This is a genomic window from Daejeonella sp. AP26 (assembly GCF_056680515.1).
Map to the genome: position 1 here is coordinate 2929434 of NZ_CM155286.1, position 24880 is coordinate 2954313.

Annotated in this window: 19 protein-coding genes, 1 tRNA gene and 1 pseudogene; 15 read left to right on the forward strand and 6 right to left on the reverse strand. The window is 42.6% G+C overall.

Annotation, left to right across the window (positions count from 1 at the left end):
• Positions 1-295 precede the first annotated feature (295 nt).
• A complete protein-coding gene (locus tag AC1MCB_RS12485; protein WP_479965056.1) occupies positions 296-1057 on the reverse strand; it encodes a DUF4382 domain-containing protein in 762 nt (253 codons plus the stop codon).
• Positions 1058-1443: 386 nt separating this feature from the next.
• Here AC1MCB_RS12485 and AC1MCB_RS12490 point away from each other — a divergent pair, with 386 nt between their 5' ends.
• From AC1MCB_RS12490 to AC1MCB_RS12515, 6 genes and pseudogenes are all read left to right on the forward strand, one after another.
• Entirely contained in the window at positions 1444-2253 is an 810-nt protein-coding gene (locus tag AC1MCB_RS12490) for an MlaE family ABC transporter permease (RefSeq protein WP_479965057.1), read from the forward strand.
• Between the two features lie 5 nt (positions 2254-2258).
• Positions 2259-3032, forward strand: a complete 774-nt coding sequence (locus AC1MCB_RS12495) for an ABC transporter ATP-binding protein (RefSeq protein ID WP_479965058.1) — start codon at positions 2259-2261, stop codon at positions 3030-3032.
• Positions 3033-3037: 5 nt separating this feature from the next.
• Positions 3038-4030: an MlaD family protein gene (locus AC1MCB_RS12500; protein WP_479965059.1), complete on the forward strand. Its 993-nt coding sequence runs from the start codon at positions 3038-3040 to the stop codon at positions 4028-4030.
• A gap of 11 nt (positions 4031-4041) precedes the next feature.
• The gene (locus tag AC1MCB_RS12505; RefSeq protein ID WP_479965060.1) at positions 4042-7452 is read left to right on the forward strand and encodes a DEAD/DEAH box helicase; all 3411 of its coding nucleotides are present in this window, start codon (positions 4042-4044) and stop codon (positions 7450-7452) included.
• A 99-nt stretch (positions 7453-7551) separates the two neighbouring features.
• Positions 7552-8986 (forward strand): annotated as a pseudogene (gene xrtY, locus AC1MCB_RS12510) (exosortase Y).
• An 8-nt stretch (positions 8987-8994) separates the two neighbouring features.
• Positions 8995-9552 (forward strand): WcaF family extracellular polysaccharide biosynthesis acetyltransferase, encoded by a 558-nt coding sequence (locus AC1MCB_RS12515; protein WP_479965061.1) that lies wholly within the window; start codon positions 8995-8997, stop codon positions 9550-9552.
• A gap of 6 nt (positions 9553-9558) precedes the next feature.
• Here AC1MCB_RS12515 and obgE read toward each other — a convergent pair whose 3' ends face one another.
• From obgE to AC1MCB_RS12540, 5 genes are all read right to left on the reverse strand, one after another.
• Positions 9559-10554: a GTPase ObgE gene (gene obgE / locus AC1MCB_RS12520; RefSeq protein WP_479965062.1), complete on the reverse strand. Its 996-nt coding sequence runs from the start codon at positions 10552-10554 to the stop codon at positions 9559-9561.
• A 112-nt stretch (positions 10555-10666) separates the two neighbouring features.
• Positions 10667-11239: an adenylate kinase gene (locus AC1MCB_RS12525; protein WP_479965063.1), complete on the reverse strand. Its 573-nt coding sequence runs from the start codon at positions 11237-11239 to the stop codon at positions 10667-10669.
• 84 nt (positions 11240-11323) lie between these two features.
• Positions 11324-11397 (reverse strand) — tRNA-Arg (locus AC1MCB_RS12530).
• A gap of 122 nt (positions 11398-11519) precedes the next feature.
• A complete protein-coding gene (locus AC1MCB_RS12535; RefSeq protein ID WP_479965064.1) occupies positions 11520-12440 on the reverse strand; it encodes an SDR family oxidoreductase in 921 nt (306 codons plus the stop codon).
• A 391-nt stretch (positions 12441-12831) separates the two neighbouring features.
• Positions 12832-13065: a hypothetical protein gene (locus AC1MCB_RS12540; protein ID WP_479965065.1), complete on the reverse strand. Its 234-nt coding sequence runs from the start codon at positions 13063-13065 to the stop codon at positions 12832-12834.
• Positions 13066-13298: 233 nt separating this feature from the next.
• On the opposite strand from AC1MCB_RS12540, the gene atpD reads away from it, so the two are divergent.
• From atpD to leuC, 9 genes are all read left to right on the forward strand, one after another.
• Positions 13299-14804 carry a F0F1 ATP synthase subunit beta gene (atpD, locus tag AC1MCB_RS12545; protein WP_479965066.1) on the forward strand — a complete coding sequence of 502 codons (1506 nt, stop codon included), beginning with the start codon at positions 13299-13301 and terminating at the stop codon, positions 14802-14804.
• Positions 14805-14882: 78 nt separating this feature from the next.
• Entirely contained in the window at positions 14883-15137 is a 255-nt protein-coding gene (gene atpC / locus AC1MCB_RS12550; protein WP_479965067.1) for an ATP synthase F1 subunit epsilon, read from the forward strand.
• A gap of 532 nt (positions 15138-15669) precedes the next feature.
• Entirely contained in the window at positions 15670-16560 is an 891-nt protein-coding gene (locus tag AC1MCB_RS12555) for a branched-chain amino acid transaminase (protein ID WP_479965068.1), read from the forward strand.
• A 3-nt stretch (positions 16561-16563) separates the two neighbouring features.
• Complete coding sequence (ilvD, locus tag AC1MCB_RS12560; RefSeq protein WP_479965069.1) at positions 16564-18243, forward strand: dihydroxy-acid dehydratase; 1680 nt, start codon at positions 16564-16566, stop codon at positions 18241-18243.
• Positions 18209-19948 (forward strand): biosynthetic-type acetolactate synthase large subunit, encoded by a 1740-nt coding sequence (ilvB, locus tag AC1MCB_RS12565; protein ID WP_479965070.1) that lies wholly within the window; start codon positions 18209-18211, stop codon positions 19946-19948. The genes ilvD and ilvB overlap by 35 nt, the downstream gene beginning before the upstream one ends.
• Before the next feature lie 31 nt (positions 19949-19979).
• Positions 19980-20633 (forward strand): acetolactate synthase small subunit, encoded by a 654-nt coding sequence (ilvN, locus tag AC1MCB_RS12570; RefSeq protein ID WP_479965071.1) that lies wholly within the window; start codon positions 19980-19982, stop codon positions 20631-20633.
• A 92-nt stretch (positions 20634-20725) separates the two neighbouring features.
• A complete protein-coding gene (gene ilvC, locus AC1MCB_RS12575) occupies positions 20726-21790 on the forward strand; it encodes a ketol-acid reductoisomerase (protein ID WP_479965072.1) in 1065 nt (354 codons plus the stop codon).
• Between the two features lie 101 nt (positions 21791-21891).
• Positions 21892-23400: a 2-isopropylmalate synthase gene (locus tag AC1MCB_RS12580; RefSeq protein WP_479965073.1), complete on the forward strand. Its 1509-nt coding sequence runs from the start codon at positions 21892-21894 to the stop codon at positions 23398-23400.
• 61 nt (positions 23401-23461) lie between these two features.
• Complete coding sequence (leuC, locus tag AC1MCB_RS12585) at positions 23462-24856, forward strand: 3-isopropylmalate dehydratase large subunit (RefSeq protein ID WP_479965074.1); 1395 nt, start codon at positions 23462-23464, stop codon at positions 24854-24856.
• The last annotated feature ends 24 nt before the right edge of the window (positions 24857-24880 follow it).

A 24880-nucleotide genomic window follows, 5' to 3' on the forward strand; every position in this document is an offset into this window, starting at 1 on the left:
TAGGTTTTATGGGGAAATGTCCGCTCTGCTGAGTTATGTAGATTGTCTTACCGAAGTCAATATTGTTCGGCAGAAACAGTAAGAGCAATGCAAAGGGAGTATAGCAACTACAACCAAAGTAACTTTTATTAAATAACTAATGGCAGATGATTTACCAGCGATGAATCGCACCCGTAACAAAGAGAAATGCGGAAAAAACGAAATCCCCCAGGCATGCCCGGAGGATTTGAAGTTGCCTGATCATTAACCTAAAACCTAAAAACAACCATGGCAAATGCTTGTACGGGAAAATATGTTACTGGGTTATCATAATTGTTCCTAAATCTTTTACTGAACCCTTAATTACCTGCACATTTTCAATGCTCTTGTTTACATATGGGGCCACGGGTTCGATATTAATTTTGTATGTGCCTTCGGCTACGCCTGGGAAGAAAAACTTACCAGTGGTATCGGCAACTGCACCTATAGTATCAACACCACTTATCGCATATAATTTTGGATTAGAAGCAGCCGGATTAACTGTGCCTGTTATACCGCCAGATAAAGCCTGTGGAATAGCACGGATTACGGGCTTTAAAATATATTTTCCATTGCCAGTTTTCACGATTGATTTGGCAGCATCAAAATCAAGAGTCATTGTGTATTCAATCCCACTAGTCAAATCTTCATGCACCTTAAGCTTAATCCCGGAAGACTGACCGCTTGGTGTGTTAAGATCGAAGGTTTCTCCGTCTATCACCACCTCATTGCCTGTTTCATTTAATACAAGGCGAATTTCCTGAAGCTTTCCGGAAGCTATATCGTCAGATGCTATCAACGTATCCTTACCCATTCTGTATTGCAGAATGTCAAATGGATCTGAATTTACTTCCAGTGTAGCACGGCCTTCAGACGTTAACACCTGTATCTCTTTTATACTCAAGTACAAAGCGTCATATGATCCGGGAGCATCAGTAAGCTTTACGTTAAAGCGGGTAACTGATGAACTGGTATCATTTTTACAGTAAGCAAACATCATCACAATAGCCACGACAGGAACGAACAGTATTCTTTTCATAATATTATTTGAATTTTGGGAAACTGGTATTGTGATGATGTCACTCATTTTATCAGCGATTTAATCATTGAATACTGTAAAGGTGCCTGGCCAACATGAAGATTAAATGAATTTTCAGAATAAAAATAAATTCTTTCAAAAATCTCCGAAAAACATCCATTTATAGTAGCATTAATGCCCGCGGTGCCTTCAAATCCTGATTTTGTGTGTTTGCAGAAAAGTAGAAAGTGATGCTGTGTAACTATTAAATCGGTTCTTTGTCATAATTATAAATGAAAACAGAAAACTATATGCCTTTAAAATTTGCTGTTATCTTTGCGGATTCAAAATGCATGAAAACTTGCAGATGCAACACCAATTCGCATGTATCTGCGAAAAACCGATAAATGGACAACAAAACTGACGTTACGCCTGTGTTAAGAAAAGAGGTTAAAGGCCCCGGTAAGTTAACCAGGATGTTTATCACCCTATACGATGTCTACCAATTTGTAATTCGATTTTTTAAGGAGGCATTTGTCCCACCCTATGAAGGAAGAGAGCTGGTGCGTCAGTGTTACGATATAGGTTACCGGTCGTTACTGCTTATTTCAACTACCGGTTTTATCACGGGGATGGTATTTACCAAACAGTCCAGACCCTCCTTATCGGAGTTCGGGGCTACTTCGTGGTTACCCTCCCTGGTGGCAATTGCTCTTTTAAGAACACTCGCGCCTCTGCTAACAGCTTTGATTGCAGCGGGGAAGGTAGGTTCGAGTATTGGAGCAGAACTCGGCTCAATGCGCGTGACTGAACAAATTGATGCAATGGAAGTATCGGCGACTAATCCCTTTAAGTTCTTAGTGACTACCAGGGTACTAGCTTCTACAATCACTATTCCCATTCTTACATTCTATACCGGGCTTATCGGAATGCTGGGCGCTTTGTTGAACGTTTGGCTGAGTGAAGGTACCAGTGCGGTTGCTTTTTTTCAGTCGGCCCTGGAGTCGATCACCTTTCTGGATATCATTGCTTCTACTTTTAAAGCTATTCTATTCGGCTTTACGATTGGAATTGTTGGCTGTTACCAGGGATACAATTCTTCCAAAGGAACCGAGGGGGTAGGAAAGGCCGCTAACTCAGCGGTAGTAATTGGGATGTTCCTGATCTTTATTGAAGAGGTGGTCAGTGTCCAGTTCTTTGCTTTATTTAGAAACTGATCGTTATGGACAAAAGGACACCAACAGATACCGGCAAAGAAAAGGTAATCAGGATTAAAGGCCTGCACAAGTCATTTGGCAACTACCATGTTCTTAAGGGAGTAGACCTGGACTTATACAGGGGAGAAAACTTAGTTGTTCTGGGTAAATCAGGCACGGGAAAGTCGGTGTTGATTAAGATTATTGTAGGTTTACTCACTCCGGATAAGGGCGATGTGATCGTATTAGATCAGCATGTAGACCAAATTTCATACAAGGAATTACTGGCTCTGCGACTTAAGGTGGGTTTCTCTTTTCAGGCCAGCGCTTTGTACGATAGTATGACCGTAGCAGAGAATTTAAAATTCCCCCTTGTCCGCAATCAGCGAAACTTGAGCAAAGCCGAAGTAAACCAGGCAGTTGAAGAAGTTTTAGATGCGGTAGGATTATTGCAGACTATTAACCAGATGCCATCGGAACTTTCTGGTGGTCAGCGGAAGCGAATAGGAATTGCCCGGACTTTAATATTGCAACCAGAGATCATGCTATATGATGAGCCTACCGCAGGGCTTGACCCAATCACATGCCTTGAAATCAATGCACTTATAAATGAAGTGCAGGAAAGGTACCATACCAGCTCTATCGTGATAACGCATGATCTGACTTGTGCCAAAGCTGTTGGCAACAGTGTGGCCATGTTGCTGGACGGCAAATTTGAGCGTGAAGGGACATTTGATGAGGTATTTAATACAGAAGATGAACGGGTTAAACCGTTTTACGATTACAATTTTATTCAATAAAAACAATGGCAACAGAGAATAGGCGCAAAATAACAGTGGGAATATTTGTATTCCTGGGCCTGGTGATATTAGTGATAACTATTTTTACGCTGGGTAGCCAAAAGAAAATGTTTGTAGATAGCATCAGTGTAAACGTTGTTTTCGACGACATCCAGGGAATTAAGACCGGTAATAACGTATGGTTTTCGGGCGTAAAAGTCGGAACTATCAAAAAGATCCAGTTTTATGGAACCTCTCAAGTCCAGGTATTTATGAATATAGAAGAGGAGACTCATAAATATATTCACAAAGATGCCAAGGCAAGTATCAGTTCAGATGGGTTAATTGGAAATAAGATCATTGTACTTAGTAGTGGGACTCAAAAGTTTCCGTTTATAGAAGATGGCGACAGACTGGCAGTGAATACGTCTTTGTCTACCGATGAAATCATGAAAACCCTCCAGGTAAACAACGAGAATCTGGTAGACATCACTTCCAACTTCAAATTGCTGGCGAAAAACTTAGTTGACGGGAAAGGAACCGCAGGTGCCTTGCTCGCTGATCAGCAGATAGCGGATGATTTCAAAACAATGGTCGTCAATTTAAAGACCACTACGGCATCAGCAAATAAGATGGCATTAGAACTGGGTCAGTTTACCCGCACATTGAATACTAAAGGCGGTTTAGCGGATAAGCTCATGACAGACACAGCGGTGTTTGCCAAGCTTCAGAATTCGGTAAATGAACTTCAAAAAACTGCCCAATCAGCAGCTCTCCTTACGGATAATCTAAATAAGGCTTCTTCTAAACTAACCCAAAGTGATAACGCAGCAGGCTTATTACTGAATGACCAGAAAACAGCCGATCAGGTCAAGTTGATCATGCGAAATCTGCAAACCAGCACCCAGAAGCTGGATGAAAATATGGAAGCTTTGCAAAGCAATTTTCTTTTGAGAGGTTTTTTCAAAAAGAAGGCAAAAGAAGAAGCCAAACAACTGGAGGCAAGCGGCGGAGAATAACCCTGTACTCAATGAGTTCTCATCCCGCATTGAATAACAATCAAAAGCCTGATCGAGTATCGAATGAGAATGCTTTTATTTTTCCGTTTACGCTTACTAGCCTAAGTCTGAGTATTCTTGCAAGGCAGTTATCTGCTGAATCATATCCTGATGAAGATATTGACCGAAGTTTGATCCCTGCGGAGATCGCGATCAACTCAGCAACCTTCGCAAGGGTAGGTAAGGAGGCAAACTCTCCTTCTGTAGCAGTTGTACAGGAAACGGGTAAACTTATTATTTCATGCACCTGCTTAGATTTAAGCGGCAAGCTTTGCAATCACCAGTATAATACACTTGTGAACCTGCTTAAGCGGGAAGAACTCAGAGTCTTCTTTGACCAAATGCTGCGTCAGGATAAGCTGAAGATCATTGCTAAAGACTACGGTTTAGAGAACGAAGCGGTTTTAGATCAGTTCTTTGATCTTACTTATGCTGACGGTAAAACAAAAATCATCACCAAAGATGCTTCTCTGTTACCGGTTACCAAAGAGAGCCTTGCCACCCTGAAACGAAAGCTGCAAAACGCCGAGGATGCTGGCCTGCCGGAACGCAATACTGCAGAAAGTAGTTCGTATTGCCTCATATTAAAGCAGCACAAATATTATCGCCACCTGTACATCGAACTGATAGAAGCTCAGTCAACAAGGGAGGGGAAACTAAAAAATCCATTTATTTCGGTAAATCCTCTTGATGAAATTTGGAAAACAGAAGATTCGCAGTTGATTAAGTTCTACAGCGCAATCAAGAGATTTCAAAATAACATCGACGAGAAGATAAGTTCAGCCGATGCGGTTTACTTAAAGGCTATCATCAGTAATCCTTTGGGATTACCTATTTTCCTGCATAACAGTGATGTCTCCGAGAATATCTCTGCTGCTTCGGTATCTCCTGTTCAACTTTCGGTATTAAAGGAGGACGTCACACTCGTAGTTAACAAGAAGCAAGCATTCTACGAGATATCCGGCAGTTTGAAGATCGGAGACAAAATCTTATTCCCTGGCGACCTTCGAACCAGGTTTCAATATTTTGTACAGCTAGCCGACCATCTTTATCTCCCAAGGTCGACAAATCTATTGACCGTGATAGATCTGTTCAGGGGGAAAGGAAAAAGCATACTGATCCATCAGTCTAAATTTGAGGCATTTAAAGAGAGTGTTTTAAGTGAGCTTGAATCAAACTTACCTGTCGAATATAAATATCTTAAAGAAGCTTCGGTTACTCAGCTTGAGAAAGCGGGATTCCGTACTGAATTGGAAAAGATCATTTACCTATCCGATTTTGGTCAGCACATTTCGATAGTACCTGTCATCAGGTATGGTGAGGTTGAAGTCCCGGTACGAACCAAACGCCAGATCATTGCAGCGGACTCAAAGGGGAAACAATTTACGGTTAAAAGAAACGAGGCTGCTGAGGATAATTTCATCGCCCTGCTGTTAAAACAGCATCCTGATTTTACTGAGCAGCTTGAAAACCCATTACAGTATTTCTACCTGCATAAAAAGCGCTTTTTAAATGAAGACTGGTTTTTAAAGGCTTTTGAAGACTGGCAAGCGGCAGGAATTACAATACTTGGTTTTGACGAAATCACCGAGAACAAACTAAATCCGGAAATAGCAAAGATCATTGTACAGGTAACCAGCGGGGTAAACTGGTTCAATACGGATATTGACCTTCGATTCGGGAAGAAGCGGGCTTCATTAAAACAACTTCGACAATCTATTAAGAGCAAAAGCAGGTTTGTAAAGCTTGATGACGGAACAATGGGAATCATCCCTTCGGAGTGGATTCAAAAATTCGCTGGATGGTTTTCGGCTGCGGAGGTAGCCGAAGACACCTTACGGACACCCCGAGTAAGCTTCGCTTCGATCAGTGAATTATATGAAAACTCTGTCCTCTCGGAGGAAGTTAAACTTGAGTTACTGGAATACAACCGCAAGCTTTCGGAATATAAAGAGGTTAAAAGTGTCATTATTCCCTCATCGCTCAACGCCGTTCTGCGGCCATACCAGCAGCATGGCTTAAACTGGCTGAATTTCCTCGATGAATTCAACTTTGGCGGCTGCCTTGCAGATGATATGGGTTTAGGAAAATCCGTTCAAATCATAGCGTTTATTCTATCGCAACGGGAAAAGCGCGGAATGACCACTCACATGATTGTTGTACCCACCTCACTGATCTTTAACTGGCAGGCAGAAATAGAAAAGTTTGCACCTTCTTTAAAAGTGCACACTGCCTATGGATCGTTGCGAACAAAAAGTGTAGGGCACTTTGATCAATTTGAAGTGATTTTAACTTCTTATGGCACTCTCCTTTCGGATATAGCCTACTTTAAAAAATTTCATTTTAATTATGTGTTTTTTGATGAGTCGCAGAATATAAAGAACCCCCAATCGCAAAGATATATGGCTGCCCGATCACTGAGTGCCCGCAGCAAAGTGGTAATAACCGGAACCCCCATTGAAAACAACACCTTTGATCTTTATGGACAGCTATCGGTAGCCTGCCCTGGATTATTGGGCAACCTTACGTATTTTAGAGATGTCTATTCGTCCCCAATAGATAAGTTCGGAGTAAAAAAACGGGCTGCTGAACTTCAGAAAAAAGTCGAACCTTTTATTCTGAGGCGTACTAAAGATCAGGTTGCACCAGAATTGCCCGAAAAGATAGAAATGGTGATCTATTGCGAGATGAGGCCAGAACAACGCAAAGTTTATAATGCTTACGAAAAGGAGATCCGGGATTTCATTTCCTCCAAGAGCGAGGAAGACTTGTCAAAAACATCGATGCACGTTTTAAAAGGTATCACCAAGCTTAGGCAGATCTGCGACGCACCGGCTTTGGCGGGAGAGAAGGACACCGACTCGAGAGCATCCTCCAAGATTGAAACGTTGATCACGCACATTGAAGATGGTTCCTCGGGTCACAAGATTTTAGTATTCTCACAATTTGTTACCATGCTCGACCTGATCAGGGAACAACTTGATGAAAAAGGAGTTCCATATTCGTACCTGACGGGAAGGACAAAAAACAGGGAAGCAGTTATCAATCAGTTTCAGGATAATCCGGATATCCGGGTGTTTCTGATCAGTCTGAAGGCTGGCGGAACCGGTTTGAATTTAACGGAAGCCAACTACGTTTATATCGTTGATCCCTGGTGGAATCCGGCAGTAGAGAACCAGGCTATAGATCGCTGTTACCGCATCGGGCAGAAAAAGAATGTAGTCGCTGTGCGGTTAATTTGTCCGGATACGGTTGAAGAAAAAATCATGAAACTCCAACAGTCAAAAACCGACCGCCTGAATGATCTGATCAAAGCAGATAGCTCCATGCTGAAATCAATGTCGAAAACAGACCTGATGAAGCTTTTTTCGACTAATCAATAGCTTATCTCGCTACTTATCTCCGCTGATTAAATAGGTTCAATGAGATTTCATCGTTTCCATTATCTTTGAGAGCCATGACCATTAAAACTGATTTAAGGGATGCCTGATTTCTCCTTTGTAATTCTTACTTACAATGAGGAGGTGCACCTGCCGCGCTTACTTAGTTCTATTCAGAATTTAAATGCAGAGAACTTTATCCTTGATTCGGGAAGTACGGACAGAACTCTGGAGATCTGTGAGACCTATGGCGCAAAAATAGCTTTCCATACTTTCGACAACCATCCAAAGCAATGGGACGCAGCGTTAAAGATATTTACATTCTCTACTCCATGGCTTATCTGTCTTGATGCTGATCAGATAGTCACCCCGGAATTAAACAGGCAATTAGCGAAATTCAGGGATGAAGATCACAGGCACGTGGATGGAATCTATTTTAACCGCAAAAACTACTTTAAGGGTCACTGGCTGCGATACGGAGGCTATTATCCGAAATACCTGCTGAAAATGTTCCGCACGGGCATCGGGCACTCAGACTTGAATGAGAATATGGACCACCGTTTTGTGGTACCAGGTAATACATTAACCTGGAAAAACGGTCACATTTTAGAGGAAAATCTTAAAGAAAATAACATCAGCTTCTGGATAAGCAAGCATAATCGATATAGCGACCTGCTTGCCAGTGAAGAAGTTGAAAGAATGAACAAACTTCGCATTCAGACTGTAAAAACAGATTTCTGGGGAAATCCTGATGAACGAACAGCCTGGCTTAAGAACTTATGGTGGAGGTTGCCTCGGTTTTTGCGCCCTTTTTTATATTTTACTTACAGAATGATCTTCCAGCTTGGAATATTAGATGGACGTACAGGGATATTATTTCATTTCCTTCAGGGCTTCTGGTTCCGTATAATTGTAGACGTGAAGATTGCCGAATTATTAAAACAAAAAAAGAATGTCTGATACTTTCAACCTGAAGCAGTACTGGCAGAATCCATCCATCCGCTTTGTTGTTCTTTTTCTGGGCTTATTCTCCCTGTTCTATTACTTCAATATCTTTTACATGGGAATAACTGCTCCCGGCAATTATTACAGTCCATTTCTTGATGAGCATTTGAATTATGTCAGTGGCTTCAGAAACCTTTTGATTGCTATATCCGCATCGATAATACGAATCTTTGGCTACCAGGTATTTACTTCTGACACCACCCTGCATGCTCTGAATGCAGGCGGAATAAACGTGGTTTACTCCTGTCTTGGGTTTGGAGTCATGAGTTTCTTTGTAGCCTTCGCTATCGCCTGGCCCGATAGGTCGGTAAAAAGTAAGTTCTGGTTTATACCTGCCGGCTTGATATTAATTCAGGTTTTAAATATTGCGCGGTTCATTATGATCACGCTATTTTGGCGAAACTCTCCTTATCGATCAGTAATAGATCATCACACCTTATTCAATGTTATTCTTTACGCCATATTGCTTGCCAGTATCTACTTCTGGATCAACAATCATAGTAGCAAGAGAATCGTAGCCAATACACCGTAATCAGATCCATGTTGAATAAAACGCAGCTTCGAAAAGACTTTGATAAAAAAGATTACGACACCGGCGCTTCCACGTTCAAAATAGTCTGCTGGTATTTCGTCAGCACTATCTTTTTCAGGTCCGGAATGATGCCTTTTAGCGCAGTGCTCGTAGCAATACTGCGACTCTTTGGATGCATTGCCGGTAAGGATATCCGTGTAAAACCTTTTGTCAACATCAAGTATCCCTGGAAACTTGTTATCGGCGATCACTCATGGATCGGCGAAGGCTGTATTATAGAAAATTTGGCCCCGGTTACCTTAGGAAAAAATGTCTGCCTGTCGCAGGAAAGCATGCTGATGACTGGAAATCATAACTACAAGAAAGTAAGCTTTGATCTTTTCTTTAAGCCGGTTATCATAGAAGATGGCGCCTGGATTGGAGCTAACAGTATTGTATGCCCGGGCGTTACGGTGGCATCACACGGCATTTTAACCATCGGATCTGTAGCGACCAGGAGCACTGAACCTTATACCATTTATCAGGGGAATCCCGCGGTTAAAGTATCCGAGCGAGTGATCTCGTAGGATCACTTAGCTATTTATTGACTTCCAGAGCAAATCCTTCAATTCTAACAAGCCTTTTTGCGCAACCGAAGAAATGAACACAAAAGGCAGATCCGGAAGATCGCTCTTCATTTCCGCCTTTAACTCATCATCAAGCAGATCTGATTTACTGATAGCCAGAAGTCTGGGCTTATGCATTAATTCAGGATTGTACTCCTTAAGCTCATGCAGTAAGATTTCATATTCGTCATGAATGCTCCGGCTGGTATCTGCCGGAATCATAAACAGCAAAACCGAATTTCGTTCAATATGACGTAGAAAGCGAATTCCTAATCCTTTTCCTTTTGACGCTCCTTCGATTATGCCGGGGATATCGGCCATCACGAATGACTTGTTATCGCGATAAGACACAATTCCCAGGTTAGGTACTAAGGTAGTAAAAGCATAGTCTGCAATTTCAGGCTTAGCGGCTGATACCACTGAAAGCAAGGTTGACTTGCCGGCGTTAGGAAATCCAACAAGTCCGACATCAGCCAGAATCTTTAATTCCAAAACCATCCACTCTTCTTTACCCGGCTCGCCGGGCTGGCTGTATCGTGGGGTTTGTTGTGTAGATGTTTTAAAGTGGGAGTTTCCCTGACCACCACGGCCTCCGGGGGTTAAGATCTTTGTTTCGCCATCCTGCGTTATCTCAAATACAACCTCTCCGGTTTCAGCATTCCTGGCAATAGTTCCCAGAGGAACCTCTAAGATTTCATCCTCACCGCTCCTGCCCGATTTGTTTCCGCTTGAACCCGTTTGGCCGCTTTCTGCAATAATGTGCTTGCGATATTTTAAGTGTAGCAATGTCCAGAGCTGGCTATTGCCTTTGAGGATAATATGACCTCCCCGGCCACCGTCACCCCCATCAGGTCCACCCTTAGATGTTAGAATATCCCGATGCAAGTGCGAGGAACCTGGTCCACCGTGACCAGACCGGCAACAAATCTTAACGTAATCAACAAAATTGGAGCCCTGCGACATATTGGGAAATGAGATAAAATTAGATGAGGTTGTAAAGACTACCTTTAAAAAGGTGTAAAATTAAAAAAAGCGGACGAAGATCTCATCCGCTTATATTTTATTAGGGAACTGCTTAAAGATCGCTGATCACTCTGCAGATAGAAGCGAATATATCATCCATGTTACCCACTCCGTTTATGCTGCTAAACTTATCCTGAGCCTTGTAATAGCTGGCAACCGGGGCTGTTTTATCATTGTACTCTTCAATACGGCGTGCAATGATCTCCGGGTTAGCATCATCAGGACGACCTGATTCTTTACCACGCAATAGAAGGCGGCCTAAAAGCTCCTCATTACTTACCTCCAGGGCTATCATACAGCAGATCTCTGCATTCTTGCTTTTCAACAATGCATCTAATGCTTCGGCCTGCGCTACCGTGCGAGGAAAACCATCAAATATAAAACCGGCTGCATCTTTATTAGAATCGAGTTTGTTGCTGATCATCCCGATAACTACCTCATCAGGAACCAGAACACCCTGATCCATCAACTTCTTAGCTTCAATCCCCAACTGCGTTCCCTGAACAATTTCGCCTCTAAGGATATCTCCGGTAGAAAGATGAACGAGATTGTATTTTTCAATCAGCTTTTGCGATTGGGTTCCTTTACCAGCGCCCGGTGGGCCAAATAGTACTAGATTCAGCATTCTAATTGGGTTAAAATTTAAAAAAGCCTTTCCGAAATAACGAAAAGGCTCTTGTTTAGTACCGCCTTCGCGGATTGTGCTATGTGCACCTGAAGGGAGTCGAACCCCTAACCTCCTGATCCGTAGTCAGGTGCTCTATCCAATTAAGCTACAGGTGCAATTTCATCTTTTTAAAAACCGTTAGGGAGTTTAAACCCTACACGTGCTTTTCAAACGGATTGCAAAAATATGTTTTCTTTTTAGTTTTATATAAATTATTTTAAAATACAGCTTACCAACCTCATTTTGAATCTTTTAGATACGCGTTTAACTGCTTATTTACAACATCAAGCCCCTCTTCAAAAGAGTGCGGAGCATACCCCAGGTCCGCAATTGTCTTATCCAGCACAAATCCTGTTCGCTTTGGCCTCTTCGCGGATTGATTCAAACTGGCTGAACTAATCGGGTTGATTAACAACTTGTTGAGCTGCCAGTAGTCGGCCACCTTTTCCACGATCTCCAAAATACTCATCATATCTTTCCCGCAAGCATTATACACTCCCTTCGCATTCTTCTTTGCTACTAAAATGCAACAGTCAGCTAAATCCTCGGCAAGTGTTGGCATGCGCCACTGATCATTCACCACATTGATGGAACGTCCATTCTCCAGTTCGCCCTTAGCCCATAATACAATATTTGTGCGGCTCATATCATTCACCACTCCATAAACTATAATGGTTCTTAAAATCGCCCACGAACAATTAGAAGATCTGATGAGCATTTCGCCCTCCAGCTTGGTCGAGCCATAATAACTTAATGGATGAGGTTCTGCCTCTTCTGAATACGGTCCCTCCTCGCCATCAAATATAAAATCAGTTGAAAGATGAATCAGATGCACCTTCAGTTTTTCACAAGTTGCTATCAGGTTTTTAATTGATTCGACATTTGCCGCCCAGCATTCATCCTTATTATTTTCACACTGATCCACGTTGGTCATTGCAGCAGTATGAATGACTGCATCAGGCTTGTATTTGCTGAACACTTCATCAACTTGCTTGCTATCGGTAACATCCAACATCACATACTCATACTGTCCAGTTTGCGGAAACCGGTTAGGCCCTCTACTGGTAGCAATCAATTCGAGTTCCGAATCAGCTGAGATAGCTTCAGTTAATTTCTGACCCAGCAGGCCGTTGCTGCCAGTAACCAGTATTCTTTTCATACTTCAAAGAACACCATTTCTGCCTTAGTATACAATATCAATATCGAGTTTTTAGGTGGCTATCCAATCGTCCGGCTCGCTATTTTAAGCTTTTAATCCTCTGAGATCGTCGTGTAGATTTCGATGCCCGAGCTTATACAGCTCTGATCTCCGGCTTTCGCTTCCATTCACTTTGATCCCATACTTACCATATGCTTACTATATGCTTACTATGTGTTCACTATGTCATCCTTAGATCAAAAACCTGTGAGCACATTGTTATCATATGGTGAGCATATACCTAATTACCTTTCTGAATTGAAGAAGAACCCAATCGCTTCTTTGGCCTGAACAGACAGGTCAAAAAAAAAGCCCCGAATAACGGGGCTTTTGGCGATTATAAAAATTTAGACTAAGCACTTTTATTATTACTCCGGGTAATTGCCACAATAATGACAATAAAAATAGCTACCCCTACTGCCCATACCCACGGTTGCCCGTACCAAACAGCGCCACCGCCATTGGTATTGATATCAACGTCCACTTTTTCAGGAACGGATTGCGCATAAGATGCAACTGAAGTAAAAATTGCGGACACTGCTACAGCGAATGCCACAAAAAAATTAAAGGATCTAAGGTTTCTCATGATGTTGGTTTTAAATTTAATTGATGACATTGATATTACAAATAACTTGCCAGAAACAATATTTCAAATCGGTCAAGAAGCTTAATCAGATAGCAATCATTCCGGATCTGTTTCAGGTGAGAAAAATCTTTTCATTAAGTGTTTGATTTTCGGCTATAAACACTATTTTTGCAGACCCAAAAAACGCCCATATTAGGCGAAACTTTGATTTAATTAAGTTTTACAAAATTTATATGCCAAACTCTGGAAAAATAGCGCAGATCATCGGACCAATAGTGGATGTTAGCTTTACGGACAACGCCAAGCTTCCAAAAATTTACGATGCATTAGAAATTCTTAAGGAAAACGGACAAAAAATCGTTTTAGAAGTTCAGCAACACTTAGGTGAAGATCGTGTTCGTGCTATTGCGATGGACTCTACTGACGGACTTGTTCGTGGAATGCCAGTTACTGATACCGGTTCTCCTATTAAGATGCCTGTTGGCGATCAGATTAAAGGTAGACTATTTAACGTAGTTGGTCAGGCTATTGATGGCATTGGCGAAGTAGATAAATTGGGTGGTTACGCCATTCACAATACTCCACCAAAATTTGATGAGTTATCTACCGATACGGAAGTATTATTTACAGGTATCAAAGTAATCGATTTATTAGAGCCTTATGCAAAGGGTGGTAAGATCGGATTATTCGGTGGTGCCGGCGTAGGTAAAACTGTATTGATCATGGAGTTGGTTAACAACATTGCGAAAGCTTATGCTGGTTTGTCAGTATTCGCCGGTGTTGGTGAGCGTACCCGTGAAGGAAACGATTTACTGCGTGAATTTATTGAGTCAGGTGTAATTAACTATGGTGATGAGTTCAGAGAGTCGATGGAAAAAGGCGGCTGGGATCTGAATTCAGTAGATAAAGAAAAATTAAAAGAATCAAAAGCAACTCTTGTTTTCGGACAGATGAATGAGCCTCCTGGTGCACGTGCACGGGTAGCTTTATCAGGATTAACGGTTGCTGAATATTTCCGTGATGGAGAAGGTGAAGGACAAGGAAAGGATATTTTATTCTTCGTTGATAATATCTTCCGCTTTACCCAGGCAGGATCTGAGGTATCGGCCTTATTAGGTCGTATGCCTTCAGCGGTAGGTTACCAGCCAACTTTGGCAACAGAGATGGGTTTGATGCAGGAACGTATTACTTCTACAAAAAGAGGTTCAATTACATCTGTTCAGGCGGTTTACGTGCCTGCGGATGATTTAACTGACCCTGCACCGGCTACAACATTTGCTCACTTAGATGCTACCACTGTATTATCTCGTAAGATTGCTGAGTTAGGTATCTATCCTGCGGTGGATCCATTGGATTCTACATCACGTATCTTAAATGCTGCTACCTTAGGTGACGAGCATTATGGTACTGCACAACGAGTCAAAGAAATTTTACAACGTTATAAAGAACTTCAGGATATCATCGCCATCTTAGGTATGGACGAGCTTTCTGAAGAAGACAAGTTAGTTGTTGGACGCGCTCGTCGTGTTCAGCGTTTCTTATCTCAACCTTTCTTCGTGGCCGAGCAGTTTACAGGTCTTAAAGGAGTTTTGGTTGACATTAAAGATACTATCAAAGGTTTCAATATGATCATGGACGGCGAAGTGGATGAATATCCGGAAGCTGCTTTCAACCTGGTTGGAACAATTGAAGATGCCATTGAAAAAGGCAAAAAATTAATGGCGGAAACTAACGCTTAACAATTTGCCAATTTGTTTTTGTGCTAATTTGTCAATCAATTAACATACTAACACATTTGCACATTTGCATATTAGACTATGACATTAGAAGTATTAACTCCCGATAAAACAGTTTATCAAGGTCCGGTGACCTCGGTAACGGTTCCTGGTTCTGTTGGATCTTTTGAAATCCTGAAGGATCACGCACCTATAATTTCGACACTCGAGGACGGGAAAGTAATTATTCGCGGCGGAAATAAGCCGGAAGAAATATTGTTTATCACAGGCGGAGTTGTTGAAGTGTTAAATAACAAGATTATAGTACTAGCTGAGGGCGTAGGAGAAACAGTATAATTTCTTTTAACCCCTTAAAAGGCAAACCCGGCAAATTTAAATTTGCCGGGTTTTTTCGTTTGTAAAAATCAAGTATTTGTGATGGCTCCCTAATTTTAAGCAGAAAAAGGCATCAAATTGCCTCTGCCTGTATTTATATACTGAAAACCGAATATGGAATTAGTCTACCCAGTGCAAATTATAGTTCGGCAAAGTCTGATTTGTGTTTAATTTAATTTCGACAATATCGTAACTACCAAATTATGTATCTATTTGATAAATATGCAATTAGGTATTGATTTAATCAGCTTAAGCGTCTACATTGAGAATATCAAAATCACAACAAATAATGAAGGCGCATAACAACATACCCACCGCTGTAATTTCTACTTCCATATTGACCGATCTGGTTCAAATTCGCCTGGTCTATTTATTAACTATTACTCTACTACTAATTATTAGGCAGGCGCTTTAGAGAACCCATAAATACTTTGTATCCGGCGCCTTCTCAATAAAAAGAAAGGCGCTTTTTTTTAAGCGAAAAATTCAAATCATGCATTATTATAACAGCGAGACAGCACTATACTTAAACGGTAAATTCTTAAAAGCTGCACAGACTGGCACTGATCTTTTTGGACAGTCACTTCATTATGGATATGGTGTTTTTGAAGGCATCCGGGCTTATCAAACTCATAATGGTATCCGGGTTTTCAAAGCAAGAGAGCACTATGAGCGCCTCCAGCGTTCATGTGAACTTATTAATATTCCGTACACGTTTGACAATGAGAAACTAATAGACGCCACCTACCGGTTACTGGAACTTAACAATCTTAAAAATGCATACATCCGGCCGTTGATATTTTGCGGTCCGAACATGTCGCTGACCAGCTCTGATAAATCATCCATTATGATCTGCGCATGGGAATGGGATGCTTACCTCGGTAACCGGTTGTTAAAGATGTGTATCTCGAGCTACCAGCGTCCAAATCCAAAGTCTATTAAAGTAGAAGCAAAAGCAACTGGCTATTATGTTAACTCAATATTGGCCACCACAGAAGCGAAAGACCGAGGCTTTGACGAGGCCTTATTGTTGGATATAAATGAAAATGTAGCTGAAGCCCCCGGTGCGAATTTCTTTCTGGAAAAAGACGGCTGCCTGTACACCCCTTCAAAGGGAAGTATCCTTCCCGGCATAACCCGCGCTACCGTTTTTGATATAGGACGTACTCTTGGAATTCCCGTTTATGAAAAGACTTTGACGATAGATGATATTAAAACTGCGAATAGCGCCTTTCTATGTGGTACTGCAGTTGAAATCGTTGGGATTCAGTCAATTGATGACAAGGTTTTCGAAACCGATTGGAAAGACTCATTGGGAGCTATGATTCAACGGACGTACAAAAACCTGGTATTGGAAAAAGAAAATTATGAAGTCATCATTTAATATATGGAACTCAACAGATACAGTAAGACGATAACCTCCGACCCTACTCAGCCAGCTGCCCAGGCCATGCTATATGGTATTGGACTGACGGACGAGGATATGAAAAAAGCCCAGGTGGGTATTGTAAGCATGGGTTACGAAGGTAACACCTGTAACATGCACCTGAACGATCTGGCAAAGACCGTGAAGACCGGCGTGCTGGATAATGAGCTGGTCGGCTTGATATTTAACACCATTGGTGTGAGCGATGGAATATCAAATGGCACCGATGGGATGCGTTTCTCTTTAGTCTCCAGGGATATCATCGCTGATAGTATTGAGACTGTTTGCGGTGCTCAGTATTACGATGGGTTGATCGCCATTCCGGGTTGTGACAAGAACATGCCGGGATCAATTATGGCAATGGGTCGTCTGAATCGTCCTTCCATAATGGTTTACGGTGGGAGCATCCATTCCGGGAAATATAAAAACCAATCATTAAATATAGTTTCGGCATTTGAAGCGCTTGGTCAAAAATTGGCAGGCAACTTAAACGAAGAAGATTACCAGGGAATCATCCGCAATGCCTGCCCGGGTGCCGGCGCATGCGGCGGTATGTACACGGCGAATACTATGGCTTCAGCTATAGAAGCTTTGGGCATGAGTCTTCCTTACAGTTCTTCCTATCCTGCTCTAAGCGAGGAGAAGCAGAAAGAATGTCGGGAAGCAGGCAAAGCAATCAGAAACTTGCTGGAAAAAAATATTCTGCCATCGGATATTATGACCAAAAAAGCGTTCCACAACGCTATTGTTGTTGTAATGGCTTTGGGAGGTTCAACAAATGCTGTGTTGCACCTGATTGCGATGGCCAAGTCGGTCGACCTGGTTTTAACGCTCGATGAATTTCAGGAGATAAGTGATAAGACGCCTGTGATCGCTGATCTGAAACCCAGCGGTGAATATCTGATGGAAGACGTGCATAACGTTGGCGGAGTGCCGGCAATCTTAAAATACCTGCTTAAAAAAGGTATGGTCTATGGCGACTGCATGACGGTAACTGGGAAAACACTAGCTGAAAATGTTGCTGATGCGCTTGACCTTGACTTTGAAAAGCAACGGGTGATTCTGCCAGTTGAAAAAGCGATAAAAGCGACAGGCCATCTTCAGATGCTTTACGGCAACTTATCTCCTACTGGTTCAGTAGCAAAGATCAGTGGTAAAGAAGGCGAACGCTTTGAAGGACCTGCTCGCGTTTTCGATGGAGAGAAGGCTCTGATAGCCGGAATTCAAAGCGGCAAGGTGAAACAGGGCGATGTTGTAGTAATCCGACAGGTTGGTCCCAAAGGCGGACCAGGAATGCCTGAAATGTTAAAGCCTACCTCGGCCATTATTGGTGCAGGACTCGGCAAGTCGGTGGCGCTCATTACAGACGGCCGTTTCTCAGGTGGAACTCATGGCTTCGTGGTCGGACATATCACCCCTGAAGCATGGGAAGGCGGGACAATAGCCTTAGTAAACGATGATGACAGGATCGTTATTGATGCTAAGAACAACTCAATAGACCTGATGATAAGTGATGAAGAATTAGAACTGAGACGCAGCAAATGGCAGCAGCCGAAGCCGGCTGCCACTAAGGGCGTATTATTTAAGTACCTAAAACAAGTGAAAAATGCTAGTGAAGGATGTGTTACCGACGAAGACTAAGGTAGAAGAGACGCTGATCAGTTGCAGCGGATCTCAGATGGTCTTAAAATCATTGATCGAAGAAGGAGTAAGTACGGTATTCGGGTATCCGGGCGGAGCAATCATGCCAATATACGATGCCCTGTACGATTTTGACTCAGCATTAAAGCATATCCTGGTAAGGCATGAGCAAGGCGCTATACATGCAGCTCAGGGATATGCAAGGGCTTCGGGAGAAACGGGGGTAGTATTTGCTACCAGCGGTCCGGGTGCAACAAACCTTGTAACCGGTTTGGCTGATGCTCAAATAGACAGTACTCCGCTGGTATGTATTACCGGGCAAGTGTTCGCTCACCTGCTCGGCACAGATGCTTTTCAGGAAACGGATGTGATCAATATTACCGCGCCTGTTACTAAGTGGAATTACCAGGTTACAGATGCGCGGGAGATTCCGGAAGCTTTAGCAAAAGCTTTTTATATAGCCCGCAGCGGCAGGCCGGGACCGGTGCTGATAGATATTACTAAAAACGCACAGATACAGCTGGAGCAGTTTGAGCCTTACAAAAAGTGTACTCATATCCGCAGTTATAGACCTGCTCCAAAAATAAGGATCGCCCCTATCGAGGAGGCCGCCCGGTTGATCAACGCAGCAAAACAGCCTTTCGTAATATTTGGCCAGGGAGTAATTCTGGGCGGAGCGGAAGAAGAGTTCAAAAACTTCATCGAAAAGACTGGGATACCTGCCGCCTGGACAATCTTAGGTGAAAGTGCGATTCCTACGGACCATCCTTTAAACGTTGGTATGTTGGGTATGCATGGAAACTATGGGCCTAACGTTCTAACCAATCAGTGCGATGTTTTAATAGCGATAGGAATGCGCTTCGACGACCGCGTGACAGGCCGATTAGACAAGTATGCAAAACAAGCCAAGATTATCCACCTGGATATAGACCCAGCAGAAATTGATAAAAACGTTAAAGCTGACGTAGGGGTTTGGGGCGACTGCAAAGCAACCCTTCCTTTATTAACAGACTTAGTTAACGCAAACAAACATCCTGAATGGTTGCAGCGGTTTGCTGATCATGAGAAAGAGGAGAGAGAAATAGTCATTCATGATGAGCTGAATCCACTCAGCGGAGAAATGACCATGGGTGAGGTTATTCGGAATTTAAACGAACTAACTGGTGGCGATGCCATCATAGTTACCGATGTCGGACAGCATCAAATGGTGGCCTGCAGGTATGCTAAGTTTAATTCTACCCGTTCAAACATAACCTCGGGAGGCTTAGGAACTATGGGCTTTTGCCTTCCCGCTGCTATCGGAGCCAAATTTGGCGCCCCTGAGCGAACTGTTGTTGGCATTATCGGCGACGGCGGATTTCAGATGACGCTTCAGGAATTAGGAACCATTATGCAGTCGAAGGTTGATGTTAAGATCATCATCTTAAATAACCGCTTTCTTGGTATGGTTCGCCAGTGGCAGCAGTTATTTAACGACAAGCGCTATTCATCTGTAAATATAGAGAGTCCCGATTTTGTGGCTGTTGCGAAGGCCTATCGGATTGAGGGACAATGTGTCGAGACACGCGATACGTTGAGATCGGCACTGGAAACAATGCTAGCCCATCCAGGATCTTATTTATTGGAAGTGATGGTAGGTAAAGAAAACAATGTTTTTCCGATGGTGCCACAGGGTTGCAGTGTGAGTGAGATTAGATTAAAATAAATAGCCTTGATGCCCTTTAGCAAAGAAAATTATGACAGTCATTAAGATCAATAATTTATCACCCGTCAGCCCGGCGACCGCGAACGGTTCGGCAGATGTAAAACAGCAATATACTTTTACAGTATACACCGAAAATTCAATTGGCATTCTAAGCCGGATAGCGATCATCTTTTCGAAAAGGAAGATCAATATCGATAGCCTGAATACTTCGCCATCAGAGATTGAAGGAATCCACCGCTTCAATATTGTCATTGATGAAACCGCGGAGGTAGTGAGGAAGCTTGCCCGGCAGATAGAAAAGCAGGTAGAGGTTCTAAAAGTATACTTCAATACCAATGAGGAGATCATCTGGCAGGAGCTTGCACTTTACAAAGTGCCCACAGATGTTATTGCTGAAAAAGTAGCGGTAGAACGCTTGCTGAGAGAGTTTGGTGCTACAGCGGTGGTTATCAGAAAGGACTATACCGTGTTTGCTGTTACCGGCCATAAAGAAGAAACAGAGAAACTGGTTGTTGCTTTGGAACCATATAATCTGATAGAATTTGTGAGGAGCGCCCGCGTAGCAATCATAAAAAACAGTCGTGGCTTCCATGAAAAACTGAAGGAGTTCGAGGCATTAGAACCGGGAGAAGAAGTTATTGAAAACGAGTTTCTAAACAAGGGAGACGATGTGTTTACAATGTAATCAGGTTCTGATTAACTAAAAGTATTCCCTTTATAAAGGGTTTGCAAGAAATATAAATCAAAATACAATCAATAAAAACTAAAATAAAAGACATGGCACAAATCAATTTCGGCGGAACAGTTGAAAACGTTGTTACCCGCGAAGAATTTCCATTAGAAAAAGCGCAGCAAGTACTGCAAAGTGAGACAGTGGCTATTATAGGCTATGGTGTTCAAGGTCCCGGACAAGCTCTTAATCAGCGGGATAACGGCATCAACGTAATTGTTGGTCAGCGTAAAAATTCAAAGACCTGGGATAAAGCAATTGCCGACGGATTTGTGCCGGGTGAGACTCTATTTGAGATTGAAGAAGCATTAGAGCGTGGAACCATCATCTGTTATTTGCTAAGTGATGCTGCCCAAATCGAACTTTGGCCAACCGTTAAAAAGCATTTAACACCTGGCAAAGCACTTTATTTCTCTCATGGTTTCGGAATAACGTTCAATGAGCAAACTGGTATAATTCCTCCTGATGGTGTAGACGTATTTTTAGTAGCGCCAAAAGGTTCAGGTACTTCTTTACGCCGTATGTTTTTACAAGGTCGTGGACTTAACTCAAGCTACGCTATCTTCAAAGATGCTACCGGAAAAGCTAAAGACCGGGTAATCGCATTGGGTATTGCAGTAGGTTCGGGTTATCTATTTGAAACAGACTTTAGAAAAGAAGTTTTCAGCGATTTAACGGGCGAACGTGGTACTTTGATGGGTGCGATCCAGGGAATATTTGCGGCGCAATACCAGGTTTTACGTGATAACGGCCACTCCCCTTCTGAAGCTTTCAACGAAACGGTTGAAGAGTTGACTCAAAGCTTAATGCCTTTAGTTGCTGAAAATGGGATGGACTGGATGTATGCCAACTGCTCTACAACTGCACAGCGTGGAGCGTTAGACTGGTGGAAAAGATTCCGTGATGCTACGCAGCCACTATTTGCAGAATTATATGATAGCGTTGCAACAGGTAAAGAATCTCAGAGATCAATTGATTCTAATAGCCAGCCTGACTACAGGGAGAAGCTGGAAGTTGAGTTAGCTGAACTTCGCGAAAGTGAATTATGGCAGGCAGGCAAGGCTGTTCGCAGCTTACGCCCGGAAAACCAGGAGGTTAAAACCGAAGCATAATCGTTTTTTACGGATAAAGTATCTGGTTTTTTAATCTGATGAATTCTTAAAAGGTTAACAGATCCTGATACTTTATTCATTATTATACTAATATCAATAACATGTTACACGACCCTAACCGTATATTTATTTTCGACACCACACTTCGGGATGGCGAGCAGGTACCCGGTTCACAATTAACTACTCCTGAAAAGATTATTATCGGCGAAGCACTGAGTTCGCTGGGGGTTGATGTTATTGAAGCAGGCTTCCCTATTTCTAGTCCCGGCGACTTTAAGAGTGTGATGGAACTATCCAAGATAGTGCGGGAGCCTATTATATGTGCGTTAACTCGTGCTAACAAAGGGGATATAGACTGTGCTGCTGAGGCCCTGAAATACGCTAAACATCCGCGGATACATACAGGTATCGGCGCTTCGGATATACATATTCAGCACAAGTTTAAAAGTACCCGCGAAGAGGTATTGCAACGCGCAGTGGATGCAGTAAAATATGCAAAGACTTTTGTTGAAGATATCGAGTTTTACGCAGAAGATGCAGGTAGGGCTGATAACGAGTATTTAGCTCAAATGATTGAGGCAGTAATTGCAGCAGGTGCAACGGTAGTTAATATTCCGGATACAAATGGTTACTGCTTACCAGAGCAATATGGTGAGAAGATCCGGTTTTTAAAGGAGAATGTTAAAAATATCGATCAGGCAATCATATCTGTGCATTGCCATAACGATTTGGGACTGGCAACTGCAAACAGTATCATAGGTATACAAAACGGCGCACGCCAGGTAGAGTGCACGATTAATGGCATTGGCGAACGTGCGGGTAATACCGCTCTGGAAGAAGTAGTGATGATCCTTAAAACTCATCGCGCTTTAAATTTTCACAATAACATTAACAGTAAACACTTAAGCGAAATAAGCGGAATGGTCAGTCGCATGATGCGAATGCCTGTGCAGGCTAACAAAGCAATTATTGGAAAAAACGCATTTGCACACAGCTCCGGCATTCATCAGGATGGTGTATTGAAGCATCGTGAAACTTATGAAATAATCAATCCTGAAGATGTGGGAATCGACCAGTCAGAGATTATCCTAACTGCCCGTAGTGGACGACATGCACTTAATCATCATTTAGTCCGTCTGGGATATACTCTGGATAGAATTGATTTAGACCAGGTATATGAGCGCTTTTTGGCTGTAGCGGATCTCAAAAAGGAAATCAAGGATGATGATATCTTATTCCTGATGAGTGATGAGACTGATAAGAATTTCAAGAATGGCTTAAAGATTCAACTACTGCAGGTAAGTTGTGGCGATCAGGAAAGCCCGCAGGCGGTTGTACGGTTAAATTACAGAGGCGCAGAACATGAAGCTACTGCCTTCGGTAACGGGCCGGTAAATGCCACCATAAATGCCATCGAAAGCATAGTCGGAAAATACATAGAAATAAAAGAGTTTAATATTCATGCTATGAACGGCGGAAGTGATGATTTAAGTAAAGTAGATATGCGGGTGAGTTATGAAGATCAATCCTATATGGGATATGGCTTCAGTACTGATATCGTAAGGGCTTCTGCAAATGCTTACCTCGATGCGCTAAACAAATTTGTGTAGATCGAATCCTTCAAAAAAACGAGTTCTTTCTAAAAAATAAATCACTATTACTCTGAGCAAAATGAGCAAGACATTATTTGATAAAGTGTGGGACACGCACGTAGTACGTAAGATTGAAGGTGGCCCGGATGTGTTATTTATTGACCGTCACCTGATCCATGAAGTCACAAGTCCGGTTGCTTTTCTAGGATTAAAAAGCAGAGGCATAACGGTTCTGTACCCCGAACGCACGTTCGCTACCGCAGATCACAATACCCCGACGATCAACCAACATTTACCAGTTGAAGACCAACTTTCAGCTAATCAATTGAAAGCACTGGAGTCAAATTCGAATGAATATGGTATCAGTCACTGGGGACTTGGTCATCAAAAGAATGGCATTGTGCATGTTGTGGGTCCCGAATACGGCATCACGCAACCTGGAGCAACTATAGTTTGCGGTGACTCACATACATCAACCCATGGTGCTTTTGGCGCTATTGCATTTGGAATAGGTACTTCTGAAGTGGAAATGGTGCTGTCTACACAGTGTATCATGCAGGAGAAGCCTAAGAAAATGAGGATTAATGTTAACGGCGCGTTAGGTAAAGGAGTTACTCCGAAAGATGTCGCTCTGTTTATTATTTCACAGCTTTCTACTTCCGGTGCTACCGGCTACTTTGTAGAGTACGCCGGGGACGTATTTGAGAACATGAGTATGGAAGGGCGTATGACTGTTTGCAATTTAAGTATTGAGATGGGCGCCAGAGGGGGAATGATCGCACCGGATGAAACAACCTTTGATTACGTGAAAGGTCGCGAATTTAGTCCGAAGGGGGAAGCATGGGATAAAGCAATGGCTTACTATAAAACCCTAAAAACTGATGCTGACGCTACGTTTGATAAAGAGCTATCTTTTGATGGTTCCACTATCGAGCCGATGATCACCTACGGTACAAACCCTGGTATGGGGATGGGTATATCCCACCTTATACCTGATGCGGCTGATGTTGAGGGAGGCGAGGCGACCTATGCTAAATCATTGAATTACATGAATTTCTCTGAAGGGGAATCAATGATCGGCAAGAAAGTAGATTTTGTTTTTGTGGGCAGCTGTACAAACGGCCGCATTGAGGATTTCCGGGCATTTACATCAATTGTGAAAGGGAAGAAAAAGGCAGATGATGTGACCGTGTGGCTAGTTCCCGGTTCGCACATTGTAGAATCGCAAATTAAAGAAGAAGGCTTACTGGACATTTTAACCCAGGCAGGTTTTACATTGCGTCAGCCGGGATGCTCAGCATGTTTAGCTATGAACGATGACAAGATACCCGCAGGAAAATATGCTGTAAGTACGTCGAACAGAAACTTTGAAGGCAGACAGGGGCCGGGCTCAAGAACCATGCTGGCTAGTCCTTTAGTGGCTGCCGCCGCAGCGGTAACAGGAGTAGTAACTGATCCGAGAACCTTTATTTAACCGATTCATTTTCGCGGCATTCAT

What these genes read in the sequence shown, in the direction of transcription:
- AC1MCB_RS12505 (WP_479965060.1), top strand. Translation starts at nt 4,042, where the DNA reads ATGAGTTCTCATCCCGCATTGAATAACAATCAAAAGCCTGATCGAGTA.
- ilvN (WP_479965071.1), top strand. Translation starts at nt 19,980, where the DNA reads ATGACAGTCATTAAGATCAATAATTTATCACCCGTCAGCCCGGCGACC.
- AC1MCB_RS12525 (WP_479965063.1), bottom strand. Translation starts at nt 11,239, where the DNA reads ATGCTGAATCTAGTACTATTTGGCCCACCGGGCGCTGGTAAAGGAACC.
- AC1MCB_RS12495 (WP_479965058.1), top strand. Translation starts at nt 2,259, where the DNA reads ATGGACAAAAGGACACCAACAGATACCGGCAAAGAAAAGGTAATCAGG.
- AC1MCB_RS12535 (WP_479965064.1), bottom strand. Translation starts at nt 12,440, where the DNA reads ATGAAAAGAATACTGGTTACTGGCAGCAACGGCCTGCTGGGTCAGAAA.
- AC1MCB_RS12580 (WP_479965073.1), top strand. Translation starts at nt 21,892, where the DNA reads ATGTTACACGACCCTAACCGTATATTTATTTTCGACACCACACTTCGG.
- AC1MCB_RS12540 (WP_479965065.1), bottom strand. Translation starts at nt 13,065, where the DNA reads ATGAGAAACCTTAGATCCTTTAATTTTTTTGTGGCATTCGCTGTAGCA.
- AC1MCB_RS12500 (WP_479965059.1), top strand. Translation starts at nt 3,038, where the DNA reads ATGGCAACAGAGAATAGGCGCAAAATAACAGTGGGAATATTTGTATTC.
- atpC (WP_479965067.1), top strand. Translation starts at nt 14,883, where the DNA reads ATGACATTAGAAGTATTAACTCCCGATAAAACAGTTTATCAAGGTCCG.
- obgE (WP_479965062.1), bottom strand. Translation starts at nt 10,554, where the DNA reads ATGTCGCAGGGCTCCAATTTTGTTGATTACGTTAAGATTTGTTGCCGG.
- leuC (WP_479965074.1), top strand. Translation starts at nt 23,462, where the DNA reads ATGAGCAAGACATTATTTGATAAAGTGTGGGACACGCACGTAGTACGT.
- ilvD (WP_479965069.1), top strand. Translation starts at nt 16,564, where the DNA reads ATGGAACTCAACAGATACAGTAAGACGATAACCTCCGACCCTACTCAG.
- AC1MCB_RS12515 (WP_479965061.1), top strand. Translation starts at nt 8,995, where the DNA reads ATGTTGAATAAAACGCAGCTTCGAAAAGACTTTGATAAAAAAGATTAC.
- AC1MCB_RS12555 (WP_479965068.1), top strand. Translation starts at nt 15,670, where the DNA reads ATGCATTATTATAACAGCGAGACAGCACTATACTTAAACGGTAAATTC.
- ilvB (WP_479965070.1), top strand. Translation starts at nt 18,209, where the DNA reads ATGCTAGTGAAGGATGTGTTACCGACGAAGACTAAGGTAGAAGAGACG.
- ilvC (WP_479965072.1), top strand. Translation starts at nt 20,726, where the DNA reads ATGGCACAAATCAATTTCGGCGGAACAGTTGAAAACGTTGTTACCCGC.
- AC1MCB_RS12490 (WP_479965057.1), top strand. Translation starts at nt 1,444, where the DNA reads ATGGACAACAAAACTGACGTTACGCCTGTGTTAAGAAAAGAGGTTAAA.
- atpD (WP_479965066.1), top strand. Translation starts at nt 13,299, where the DNA reads ATGCCAAACTCTGGAAAAATAGCGCAGATCATCGGACCAATAGTGGAT.
- AC1MCB_RS12485 (WP_479965056.1), bottom strand. Translation starts at nt 1,057, where the DNA reads ATGAAAAGAATACTGTTCGTTCCTGTCGTGGCTATTGTGATGATGTTT.